The sequence below is a fragment of the Pseudomonas sp. S1_E05 genome (assembly GCF_056337105.1).
On the sequence record NZ_JBFRHM010000001.1, the window covers coordinates 2034823 to 2046478 of the forward strand.

Annotated in this window: 12 protein-coding genes; 7 read left to right on the forward strand and 5 right to left on the reverse strand. The window is 62.7% G+C overall.

Annotation, left to right across the window (positions count from 1 at the left end; all coding sequences use genetic code 11):
- Positions 1 to 19 precede the first annotated feature (19 nt).
- Together alaE and AB4N33_RS09325 are read left to right on the forward strand one after the other, a co-directional pair.
- Entirely contained in the window at positions 20 to 469 is a 450-nt protein-coding gene (alaE, locus tag AB4N33_RS09320) for an L-alanine exporter AlaE (protein ID WP_476457085.1), read from the forward strand.
- A gap of 109 nt (positions 470 to 578) precedes the next feature.
- Positions 579 to 878 (forward strand): hypothetical protein, encoded by a 300-nt coding sequence (locus AB4N33_RS09325; protein WP_476457086.1) that lies wholly within the window; start codon positions 579 to 581, stop codon positions 876 to 878.
- A gap of 315 nt (positions 879 to 1193) precedes the next feature.
- Here AB4N33_RS09325 and AB4N33_RS09330 read toward each other — a convergent pair whose 3' ends face one another.
- Both AB4N33_RS09330 and AB4N33_RS09335 read right to left on the reverse strand, forming a co-directional pair.
- Positions 1194 to 3194, reverse strand: a complete 2001-nt coding sequence (locus AB4N33_RS09330) for a peptidase U32 family protein (protein ID WP_460125924.1) — start codon at positions 3192 to 3194, stop codon at positions 1194 to 1196.
- 116 nt (positions 3195 to 3310) lie between these two features.
- A complete protein-coding gene (locus tag AB4N33_RS09335; RefSeq protein ID WP_476457087.1) occupies positions 3311 to 4180 on the reverse strand; it encodes a LysR family transcriptional regulator in 870 nt (289 codons plus the stop codon).
- A 118-nt stretch (positions 4181 to 4298) separates the two neighbouring features.
- On the opposite strand from AB4N33_RS09335, the gene AB4N33_RS09340 reads away from it, so the two are divergent.
- On the forward strand, positions 4299 to 5015 hold the full coding sequence (locus tag AB4N33_RS09340) for an AzlC family ABC transporter permease (protein ID WP_460125928.1): 717 nt from the start codon (positions 4299 to 4301) through the stop codon (positions 5013 to 5015).
- The gene (locus tag AB4N33_RS09345) at positions 5005 to 5313 is read left to right on the forward strand and encodes an AzlD family protein (protein ID WP_368558079.1); all 309 of its coding nucleotides are present in this window, start codon (positions 5005 to 5007) and stop codon (positions 5311 to 5313) included. The genes AB4N33_RS09340 and AB4N33_RS09345 overlap by 11 nt, the downstream gene beginning before the upstream one ends.
- Positions 5314 to 5384: 71 nt before the next feature.
- On the opposite strand, the gene AB4N33_RS09350 is transcribed toward AB4N33_RS09345, so the two are convergent.
- Complete coding sequence (locus tag AB4N33_RS09350; protein ID WP_460141982.1) at positions 5385 to 5687, reverse strand: DUF2834 domain-containing protein; 303 nt, start codon at positions 5685 to 5687, stop codon at positions 5385 to 5387.
- Between the two features lie 108 nt (positions 5688 to 5795).
- On the opposite strand from AB4N33_RS09350, the gene AB4N33_RS09355 reads away from it, so the two are divergent.
- Positions 5796 to 6611: a helix-turn-helix domain-containing protein gene (locus AB4N33_RS09355; RefSeq protein ID WP_460141983.1), complete on the forward strand. Its 816-nt coding sequence runs from the start codon at positions 5796 to 5798 to the stop codon at positions 6609 to 6611.
- Here the strand turns inward: AB4N33_RS09355 and AB4N33_RS09360 are convergent.
- The gene (locus tag AB4N33_RS09360) at positions 6608 to 7381 is read right to left on the reverse strand and encodes an SDR family oxidoreductase (protein ID WP_460125934.1); all 774 of its coding nucleotides are present in this window, start codon (positions 7379 to 7381) and stop codon (positions 6608 to 6610) included. The genes AB4N33_RS09355 and AB4N33_RS09360 overlap by 4 nt on opposite strands.
- A gap of 111 nt (positions 7382 to 7492) precedes the next feature.
- Between AB4N33_RS09360 and AB4N33_RS09365 the strand changes: the two genes are divergently transcribed.
- Both AB4N33_RS09365 and AB4N33_RS09370 read left to right on the forward strand, forming a co-directional pair.
- Positions 7493 to 8407, forward strand: a complete 915-nt coding sequence (locus tag AB4N33_RS09365; RefSeq protein WP_460125936.1) for a LysR family transcriptional regulator — start codon at positions 7493 to 7495, stop codon at positions 8405 to 8407.
- A gap of 117 nt (positions 8408 to 8524) precedes the next feature.
- Positions 8525 to 10105, forward strand: coding sequence for a GMC family oxidoreductase (locus AB4N33_RS09370; protein ID WP_476457088.1), 1581 nt, complete (start codon positions 8525 to 8527; stop codon positions 10103 to 10105).
- Between the two features lie 190 nt (positions 10106 to 10295).
- Here AB4N33_RS09370 and AB4N33_RS09375 read toward each other — a convergent pair whose 3' ends face one another.
- Entirely contained in the window at positions 10296 to 11645 is a 1350-nt protein-coding gene (locus tag AB4N33_RS09375) for a c-type cytochrome (protein WP_460125940.1), read from the reverse strand.
- Between the last annotated feature and the right edge of the window lie 11 nt (positions 11646 to 11656).

Below are 11656 nucleotides of genomic sequence, written 5' to 3' on the forward strand. Positions count from 1 at the left end.
TGCCGGGAGGAACAATCGGTTGTCTGGAAACACCACGTGGCGATCCTTCGCTGCAGATACACTGGCATTGATCCTCTTCTTCACCGTGACCGGCATCCTCAACGAACGTTTCGTGGCCGGCATGAGCTGGGAGCAGGTGCTGCACGCGCGCCTGCTGGGCGCCGCGTTGATGGTGGTTTCGGGCCGCCCCTATGGGTTGTGGCGTGACTGGATCATGCACTATGCCGGTACGACTCGGTTCTCGCAGATCGCATGGGACTCCCTCGCGCTGGTCAGTTTCCAAGTGCCGATCTATGCCGCCATCCTGGCCATTTCTGGTGCCAACGTCGACGAATTGCTGCGTGGGGCGCTCGGTGTGACGGTGATCATGCTGGCGCTGGGGCGACCTTATGGCGCGTTCCTGAATTTCGTCCGGCATCGCTTCGGGCTCCCGTCCGGAGGTGAGAAACCCATGTCATTGAATACCTGACAATCATTGATCGAATTAATAACAGCCATTAATTCAATGAAGTTCTCTTATCGGCGCGTCGGCGTAACATCAGCTCCATACCCACTGACCACCGCTTGGAGCACACACCATGAAACGCCAAACCATCATCGGCATCGCTTTCTCGATCTTCGCACTTAACGCCTTCGCTGCTTCTACCAACACTGATCCGCTGTTCAGCGATGCCGTTGCCGCCGTTGAATCCGACCGTCTGTTCAGCGACGCCGTAGCGGCGGCTGAGACTGACAAACTGTTCAGTGATGCTGTTGCCGCGACCGAAACTGACAAGTTGTTCAGCGACGCCGTTGCAGCAACCGAAACTGACAAACTGTTCAGTGATGCCGTGGCCGAAGGTGGCTCGGATCGCCTGATCGAACGCCGTGTCGCGTGAATGCATCGCTTCACCGCAGTACACGAAAAAAGGGGCAGACTTGTTGAAAGACAATCTGCCCCTTCTTCGTTGTGAAGCCGAGCCACCGCAGGACCTGTAGGAGCGAGCTTGCTCGCGATGCAAGTCCAGGCACCGCTTACATCCAGGCACCCCTCGTCATCGTTAACGACCATCGCGGCGGTTCGACGCCTCGACAAGCCCGCTCCTACAGGTCCGGCGGCTCTGCTCGCGATGCAAGTCCAGACACCGCAGGCATCCAGGCAACCCCTACCACAGGGGCACAAAAAACCGGCCATTTCGGCCGGTTTGTTTTCATCAGTGCGGAGCGCGGGGAATGGTCTTGAGCAGGTCTTCGGGGCTGATGTAACCCACCACCGGTTCCGCAACGCTCCCCGGTAACGGCAGGCCAAGAATGTGCCCTTTCATCTTGCCGATCACATGCATTTCGCACGGCTTGCAGTCGAACTTCAGGGTCAGCACCTCGTTGCCGTGCACCAGCTGCATCGGCGCGACCTTGGTGCGCACACCCGTGACGCCCTTGGCCTGTTTGGGGCACAGATTGAAGGAGAAACGCAGGCAGTGCTTGGTGATCATCACCGGCACTTCGCCCGTTTCTTCATGCGCCTCATACGCTGCGTCGATCAACTTCACGCCGTGACGATGATAGAAATCGCGGGCCTTCTGGTTGTAGACGTTGGCCAGGAAAGACAGGTGCGACTCCGGATACACGGGCGGTGGGTTGGTTTCCGCCTTGCGACCACCCCGTGGATGGGCCGCCAGACGCGCGGCTGTCAGGGCTTCGATCACTTCACGGCGCAGGGCCTTGAGCTGCGAGTTGGGAATGAAGAACGCCTGCGGCGCATCGAGCTTCACATCAGTGGCGTGGTACTCGGTGGTGCCGAGTTGGCCCAGCAGGTCACGCAATTGCTCCAGCGCCTGTTCCGGCTTGTTGGCCAGGCCGAATGGGCCGTCCAGCGACACACTGGCGCTGATGCCTTCTTCGCTGGTCGCGGTCAGGTGCAGGCGTTGCTCATCCAGTTGGGCAACCCAGCTCAAACCGATGCGTCGCTCAGCGGAGGTCTTGAGCAAAGCCTGCTGCCAGTTGTGGTCCAGGTTGCGGCTCAACGGATGGTTAGGCCGCAGCTTGTACATGCCCTCCGGCATCTCGTTGGGCTCGACGCGGTAGCGATAGCGCTTCTCGCCCTCCTCCTCGAACTCACCCCTGGCCTCTGCGATGTTGGCGCGGAAACCTACCACTTCGCGCTTGACCAGCACGTTGAGACCGTCGCCGTTGGACAAAGGCTCGGTGGTCACGACCTGCATGTCGCGCTTGCCGACCTTTTCCACCACGCCTACCGGCAAACCGGTGAACGTCGGCGAATCAAAGGCGCCGATATCGATCTTGCGATCGCTGACGAAATAATCGGTGCTGCCACGATGGAAAGTCTTTTCCGGATCGGGCACGAAGAAGTGTGCGGTGCGGCCACTGGAGGCTCGTGCCAGGTCCGGGCGGTCTTCGAGCACGGCGTCGAGGCGCTGACGGTAATAGGCGGTGATGTTCTTCACATAGCCCATGTCCTTATAGCGACCTTCAATTTTGAACGAACGCACACCCGCTTCGACCAGGGCGCGGATGTTGGCGCTCTGGTTGTTGTCCTTCATCGACAACAGGTGTTTTTCGTAGGCGATCACGCCACCCTTTTCGTCTTTGAGGGTATACGGCAGGCGGCAAGCCTGGGAGCAATCGCCACGGTTGGCGCTACGGCCAGTCTGCGCGTGGGAAATGTTGCACTGGCCGGAGAACGCCACGCACAACGCACCATGGATGAAAAACTCGATGGCCGCCTCGGTTTCGTCGGCAATGGCGCGAATTTCCTTGAGGTTCAGCTCACGGGCCAGCACCAACTGCGAGAAACCGGCCTGATCGAGGAACTTGGCCCGCTCGAGGGTGCGGATGTCGGTCTGGGTGCTGGCGTGCAGCTCGATGGGCGGAATATCCAGCTCCATCACGCCCAGGTCCTGGACGATCAACGCATCGACCCCGGCATCGTACAGTTGGTGGATCAACTTGCGCGCCGGCTCCAGCTCGTTGTCGTGCAGGATGGTGTTGATGGTAGTAAACACCCGGGCATGATAGCGATGGGCGAATTCCACCAGCCCGGCGATGTCACTCACCTCGTTGCTGGCATTGTGGCGGGCGCCGAAACTCGGACCGCCGATATAGATCGCGTCAGCGCCATGCAGGATGGCTTCGCGGGCAATGCTCACGTCACGGGCGGGGCTGAGCAGTTCCAAGTGATGCTTGGGCAAGGACATAGGTTTTTTTATCTGGTTCGGCACGGTTGAACTGCGCATTGTACCGGCCAAATGGCCGGACGGCACGGGGGTGCGACCGAATGCATGAGCGCAGTGTGGATTGGCTGCGATTTGGGTCAGGCAGGCGCGGACAGCCGCAGCGTCCTGATCAGCAGGTCATGCAGGCTGTCCACGGCCTTCGAGCCCCGCGAGGCGCGGCTGCGAAACACCGAGACTTCCATGGGTTCCAGCGGGCCCAGGCCCTGTTCACTGCCCAGTATCTGCAAGTGCGCCGGCGCGCTGCAATGGGTCAGCACGGCCACGGCCAGGCCGCTTTCGACGGCGGCAATCTGCCCGGCGAGGCTGGAGCTGTTGTAGACCACCTTGAAGCGCCGCCCCTGGAGCGCCAGGGAATGCAAGGCCGTGCGTTTGGCCAGGCTGGCGTCCTCGTACACGGCGATGGGCAGCGGGTCACGGCGCCAGACCTGGAACTGCGGGTCACCGACCCACACCATCGGTTCATGGAACAGCAGCGTGCCATGGCGCGGGCTGTCGCGGGACACCAGGGCCAGATCGAGGTCGCCACTCCTGACCCGGGGAATCAAGGACGTCGACTGCTCGCAGTTCAGCTCGATCTCCACCGCACCGAAATTCGGTGCGAAGCGCTTGAGCACCGGCGTCAGGTAACGTGCCGCGTAGTCATCGGGCACGCCCAGGCGAATCCGCCCGCTCAGCTCTTCACCATGAAAGGCCGCCTGGGTTTCTGCATGCAGGTCGAGCATGCGCCGGGCGTAACCGAGCAGCAATTGCCCCTGGGGCGTGAGCTGGTGCTGGCGCGGGCCGCGTACCAGCAACTGACACGTGAGGGCTGCTTCCAGCTTCTTGATCTGCATGCTGACTGCCGACTGGCTGCGATGCACTTCAGGCGCTGCCCCCGACAGGGAGCCCGCATCAACCACGGCCACGAAGCATTTGAGCCAGTCAATCTGCAAATCCTGGAAATTCATCGCCTCACCCAACTATTCGATTAGCGAATAGCTTATCAGTGATTTATACGTTTTTCTTAATGCCGGGAAACAGGCATATTGACCCTGAACAATCTCCCAACAAGGACATACCCACGGCATGACACACGCCGACGACAACCTGCACGAATTCAACCGCCAGATGGTGTGGGTCGGATTCACCAAACTGGCGCCCATCTCCCTGTTCGTGGTGGTGTTCGGCGCTGCTTTCGGCCTGGCGGCCAGCCAGGCGGGCCTCAGCGAGTCGATCATCGTGGCCATGAGCACCCTGGTGTTTGCCGGCGCCTCGCAATTCGCCGCGCTGGAATTGTGGGGGCCGGATGTGTCGCTGATCACCCTGGCCATCACCGTTTTCGCCATCAACGCCCGACACCTGCTCATGGGCGCCACACTCTATGAGTGGCTGCAACATGTGCCACCCAGGAAGCGTTACGCGGTGATGCTGGTGGCTTCCGATGCCAACTGGGCGCTGTCGATGCAAGCCTTCGGCAACCGTCAACCTGGGCTGGGCCTGTTACTCGGCGGCGGGCTGGCATTGTGGCTGTCGTGGGTGATCGGCACCTGGCTGGGCGTGGTTTTTGCCGGGACCCTGCACGACCCCAAGGCGCTGGGCCTCGACATGGTGATGGGCTGCTTCCTGCTGGCGATGGTGGTGGGCGGCGACAAGAACCTGCGCCTGCTGGTGATCTGGTTCGTCGCCGCCTGCGCGTCGTTGCTGGCCTACCGGTACCTGCCGGAAAACAGCCATGTGGTGGTCGGCGCGGTTGCCGGCGGCATTACCGGGACCCTGTGGACGGAGCACAAGCATGAACATTGAAACCGCAGGCTCTGGCGCCTTCATCGTCGTGCTGATCATGGCCGTGGTGACTTTGGCCACCCGCTGGGGAGGCGTCTATGTGATGTCCTTCGTGCCCATCGGGTATCGGGTCAAGCAGTTCATCGGCGCGATGTCCGGCTCGGTACTGGTCGCCCTCCTCGCGCCCATGGCACTGGAAGGCGACAACGCCGCACGCCTGGCACTGCTGACTACGGCGGCAACCATGCTGGTGTTGAAGAAACCGTTGCCGGCCATTGCTGCTGGGGTGTTGGCGGCGGCGGTGTTCAGGCATTTCTGAGCCGCCTCAAACGACAGCTTCCCGAACAGGTCCCTCACACACTTGCACTGTGATGACCGACAGGACGATGCTCATGGCCTGCGCTTCCTCAACGCGATGTACAACAAAGGGCCCGCCGAGACGAACACTGCCGTGATCAATAGATACGGCACTACGCCGAGCCAGCTACCGCCTCGCGATCGGCTGTCGTTAACCATCCAGATACAGGCCAGTGCTGCCATCAAGTACAGGTCGATGACCACCTGTGCGGTATCGGGGCGCGCCAGCAGTTGAAGGCCGAACGCCACGAGCGATTGCTGTGCGATCGTCATCGTCCAGCCGGTATAGAGCGTGAATATGATCAGTACGGTCAGCGCGAGGTAGTTGACTCTCATCCTGTTCTCCCTGGTGAGTGGTTGCGCCAAGGTAGTGTTAGAGTCCGCCATGCCTCAATGACCTCACAGGTCATGGACGCTCTTCACAAGGACAGTCAGAGTTCAAGCATGAGCCACCTACCTTTCCACCCAACCGGCCCGGCGACAGGCACCTGCGCGGGTGAGCAACTGCGCAGGCTGCGTCGTCAGGCGGGGCTGAGCCAAATGCAGCTCGCACTGCTCGCCGGGGTTTCCCAGCGCCACTTGAGCTGCGTGGAAACCGCGCGCGCCAAGGCGAGCCCCAGCACGCTGCACGCCCTGCTTTCGGCGCTGGATGTACCGCTGGAGCACTGCAATGAGATTTTCCTCGCGGCAGGTTTTGCCCCGCGCTACGTCGCATCCGGGGCCAACGCGCCGACGCTGAAGATGGTGTCTGATGCGGTCGAGCACATTTTGCAGGCGAACAACCCGGCGCCCGCCATCGTCATCGACAGCCACTGGAATGTCACCGCCGCCAATGCCAGCACCGGCCTGCTGCTGGCGATGGTGGGTATCGACGCCAACGGCCTGTCGGGCCTGAACTTGCTGGACACGCTGTTACGCCCCGGTGGCCTGGGGGATCATCTGGTCAACGCCGACGAGATCCGTGCCATCGCCTGGCAGCGCGCCGCCAGAGAGGCGCTGAGCAACCCCGAGCTGGCGCGGCGGCTGCGGGACATGCCGGGCGCGCCGGCCGTGGCGTTGAACACCACGCCTGCGCCCGTGGTACTGACCCGCGTGCGCTCGAGCTACGGCGAGCTGAATTTCCTGTCCACGTTCACCACGTTCGGCATGCCGCTGGACATTACGGTCGAGTCGTTGCGTATCGAACATTTGATCCCGGCTGATGGTGAGACGTGGCAAGCGATGAACACGGCGTTCAGTCAGTGGCAGGTCTCCCGTTAAACCGTCGGCACCGTCCCCCCATCAATCACGAACTCACTCCCGGTAATGGACGCCGCACGGGACGAAGCCAGGAAAACGACGAGGTCAGCCACTTCCGACGGCGTCGAGGGTCGGCCCAGCGGGATGCCGCCCAGTGAGTCCATGATGATTTGCTTGCCGCCCTCGTAATCCGTGCCGGCCTCCAGGGCCAGTCGCTCCGCCAGGGCCACAGAGGCCTCGGTTTCGATCCATCCCGGCGACACCCGCACCACCCGCACACCTTTTGGCGAAACTTCCTTCGACAGGCTTTTGCTGTAGGTCGACAGCGCCGCCTTGGCGGCGGCATAAGCGGTGGTGGCTTCGGGCAGCGGCAGGCGACTCTGGATCGACGTCACGTGGATGATCACGCCCGTTTTGCGCTCGATCATGTCCGGCAGCAAGGCTCGATCCAGGCGTACGGCCGGCAGCAGGTTGAGGTCGAACTCACGCTGCCATTGTTCTTCGCCCAGCGCCACAAAGCCGCCACCGGGTGATGAGGAGCCACCCAGCACGTGGACGATGATGTCCACACCACCCAGGTGTTGCTGGATGGCGGTGACCAGCGCGGCGCAACCTTCGCGGGTCGAGAGGTCGGCCGGGACGAACAAAACATTCGGGACCTCATCGGTCGGATGCCGCGCCGACGTCACGACCTTGGCACCTTCGGCCACGAGAAGCTTGACGACAGCCTGGCCGACCCCTTGTGTTCCGCCGGTGACAAGGACTCGTTTGCCGTTCAATTCGAGGTTCATGACTTGCTCTCCTGTCTCACTGATTGAATACCCCGGATCTTGCCGCTCGCGGGATAGTTTGCTCAACTGGGACAAATATGAATGACCTATCCCGCCAGACAGGACTATCCAATGTCAGACCCGCGCCTCTGCCTCAACGACCTGGACGCCGTCATCGCCGTGGCACGCAGGGCATCGTTTCGGCAGGCGTCGATCGACCTGGGCGTTTCAACGACTGCGTTGAGCAACACCATCGCTCGTCTGGAAGCCCATCTCGCCACGCGCCTGTTCAATCGCACCACACGCAGCGTGTCGCTGACCGAAGCCGGCAGGCTGTTTCTGGAGCAGGTTGGCCCGGCCTTGCAGGATGTGCGCGCCGCGCTCGACGCGGTGCAATCCCACAGTTCCGGACCTTCGGGGGTACTGCGCATCAACGCCTTTGCCAGTGCCGCCCGCGCCGCACTGCTGCCGCTGGTGCTGGAGTACTTGCGGCAGTACCCCCAGGTACACATCGACATCGTGACCGAGGGCCGACTGGTCGATATCGTCGCTGAGGGTTTCGATTTCGGCGTACGGTCCGCGAACCTGGTGCCCAGCGACATGATCGTGATTTCGCTGGGGCAACGGCAACGCTACGCGGTGGTCGGCTCCGCCGCGTACTTCGCCGAACACGGCCGACCTCGCACACCCGCCGATCTCGTCAGCCATCCGTGCTTGCGAATCCGTTTACCCAACGGTGCGATCTATCCTTGGCATTTCGAGTACGAAGGTGAAGTGACCCGGCTTGAAGTCAACGGCCCCCTCACGCTCGATGAGCCTGGCGTGGCCAAGGCCGCCGTGAAGGCTGGTGTGGGGCTGGGTTTTTTCATGGAGCAGGATGTGTTGGAAGAAATCGAGAACGGCACCTTCGAGCGGGTGCTGGAAGACTGGACGCCACCCCGGGACGACCTCTGCCTGTACTACCCCAACCGACGCAATCCCAGCGCCGCGCTCAAGGCATTCACCGCCCTGGCACGCGCCAACCCGGTCTCTCCAGGGGTCGGATAAACAACCGATACCGGGCGACCAGACGGGGCAGCAGAATCCGGGCTTCCTCAAAGGGAGCTCAACCATGCAAACAATCAGATCAACACGCATCAGCATCACCTTCAGCGGAGGTGACGCATGAGCCATTACGATTTCATCGTCTGCGGAGCCGGTACGTCCGGTTGCGTCGTCGCCGCCCGACTGGCCGACCGACCCGACCTTCGGGTCCTGTTGATCGAAGCCGGACAGGGATACTTCGGTCCCGAGGTCACAGAGCCTGGACAATGGCCATTGAACCTGGGTACGGAACGCGATTGGGGGTTCGAAGCACAACCCAATGCCCATCTGGATGGCCGACGCCTGCCATTGAATATGGGCAAGGGACTGGGTGGCGGTTCGAGCATCAACGTGATGGTCTGGGCGCGGGGGCATCGCTCGGACTGGGATCACTTCGCTGCCGAGTCGGGGGACCTGGGCTGGGGCTATGACTCGGTACTGCGCTATTACGCTCGCATCGAAAACTGGCAAGGCCGGCCCGATGCGCAGCGCCGGGGTACGACAGGCCCGGTTCATGTGTCTCAGCCAACCGCCCCGCAGCCACTGGCCTGGGCGACCCTGGAGGCGGCGAGCGGACTCGGTATTCCTCGGTTCGACAGTGCCAACGGCGAGATGATGGAGGGCCACGGCGGGATCGCGATTGCGGATCTGCGCATCAACCAGGGCCAGCGCGAGTCGGTGTATGACTCGTACATCAAGCCTCGGCTGCACCAGCCAAACCTGACCGTCCTCACCGGGGCACTGGTGTCGCGTGTGCTGTTCAGGGGGACCCGAGCGATCGGCGTGGAGGTCGTGAGCGCAAACCAGCGTCGCTGCTTCTACGCTGAACACGAAGTTGTGCTGTCGATGGGCGCGGTGAACACTCCGAAGGTGCTCATGCAATCGGGCATAGGGCCGGATGATGAGCTTCGCGCCCATGGTATCGAAGTGATCAATCACCTGCCTGGGGTCGGACAGAATCACCAGGACCATGTGGCCTTCGGCTGCACCTGGGCTTATCGACAGCCTCAGGCCATCGGTGGTAGTGGTTGCGAGACAACGTTGTACTGGAAAAGCGATGCCCGTCTGGATGCACCGGATTTGCTGCAGTGCCAATTGGAATTTGCGGTTCCCTCGCCGCGTGAGGTGGGTGTCGAGGCGCCGGCGCATGGCTGGACGATGTTCGCCGGCCTTGCGCGCCCGGCGAGCCGGGGGCGCTTGCGTCTGTCCGGTGCGGGCCCGCTGGACGACATGCTGATCGAGGCGAACTCGCTCAGCGCTCCCGAGGACATGACCGCTGCGCTCGCGTCCATCCAATTGTGCCGCGAGCTTGGCAACAGCCAGGCCCTCGCTGGCCTCGTGCAGCGAGAGGTGGTCCCCGGCCAGCGTGATCGACGCGCGATGGAGCGGTTCATCCGCCAATCAGCGGTGACCTACTGGCACCAGTCCTGCACCGCGAAGATGGGTCGAGATGCGTTGTCCGTGGTTGATCATCGACTCAAAGTGTATGGCATCGAAGGCTTGCGGATCGCGGACTCATCCATCATGCCGCGCATCACGGCCGGCAACACCATGGCGCCATGCGTCGTGATCGGCGAGCGCGCCGCCGACCTCATATTGGCGCAGACCTGCGGGGAGGAGCCTGTCGAGTCGTCGCACCGCCACGAGGGTCGCCAACCTTGACGCGGCATGCCTGAATCAACGCGGTGCCTGGGCGTTCATCGCGGGCAAGCCCGCTCCTACAGGGGAATGCGGTCAACTGTGGGAGCGGGCTTGTCGAATCGTCGCACCGTCGCGTTGGACATCAACGATGACGCGGGATGCCTGAACGCCCGCGGTGCCTGATCGTTCATCGCGAGCAAGCTCGCTCTCCTTAGCGCATCTGCAGGATGATCGGGGTGCTGCTGGCCGGGTCGGTGTGCTCGCGCAGCTTGCCGACCGCCTGTGCATCCACCGCCCCCGCCTGGTTGCCCCAGTTGCTGCGCATGAACGTCAGGACTTCGGCAATCTGCTGGTCCGACAACTGCTCGCGAAACGCCGGCATGCGGTAGGCGTCCGGCACACCGGCGGCGACCACGCGCTGCGAGCCGTTGAGGGTGATGTTGATCGCCGACGCGCTTTCCTTGGCCAAGGCGGACGTGGCACCGGCCAGCGGCGGCATCCACTCCGGCTGCCCCTTGCCATCGGCACCGTGACAGGACGCGCAGCGGGTCGCATAGGTATGGCCTCCCGGCGTCTCGAGCGCGGTGGCGGCCACCGGTTGGTATTGCCAGGGCGTGCCGTCGCGCTGAGGGTCGCCGGGCAACGATTTCAGGTAACGCGCTATCGCCGCCAGATCGTCATCGCTCATGAACTGCGTGGAATTGTTGAACGCTTCGGTCATCGAGCCATAGACCACCGCATGTTTATTGCGGCCAGTCTTGAGGAACTGCACGATGTCCGGCTCGCTCCAGCGACCCAGACCGGTGTTGTGATCGTCGCGCAGGCTCGGCGCGTACCAGCCATCGAGCAAGGCGCCGGCGAGAAACGGCGTGCCGCTTTCATCCAGTGCCTTTTCGTTGAACGCCAAGCCACGAGGTGTATGGCAACTGCCGCAATGGCCGGCACCCTGGACGATGTAGGCGCCGCGGTTCCACAGTTCGTCCTTGGCATGCTTGTCCACGTAGGGCGCGGAGTCGGTGAACACGCCATTCCACAGAGCGATGGGCCAGCGCAGGTTCAAAGGCCAGGGAATGTCACTGGGGATATTCGCTTGCTTGACCGGCGCCACGCCTTTCATGAAGAACGCATACAACGCGCGTACATCATCGTCGCTGAGCTTGGCGTAGGACGGGTATGGCATGGCCGGGTACAACCGCCGACCACCCGGCGCGACGCCGTGGCGCACGGCGCGGTCGAAGTCGGCGAGGCTGTAGCCGCCAATGCCGGTGTCGCGGTCCGGGGTGACGTTGGTGGCGTGGATGTTGCCCAGCGGCGTGGCCATTTCCAGGCCGCCGGCAAACGGTGCGCCACCGGGCACGCTGTGGCAGGCCACGCAGTCGCTGAGCCGGGCGACGTACTCGCCACGGGTGACCAGGGCCGGGTCGATATCGGCCACAGCGGCCGGCTCGTTTGGCAAAGGCGAGGCAGGCTCGCGGGTGACATACCAGGCCAGCAGGCCGGCCGCGATCAGGCACGGCACGGCCAACCAGCAAGCGGTTCTTGCGAATCGGCGGTTATTCATGGGCGCTCCGG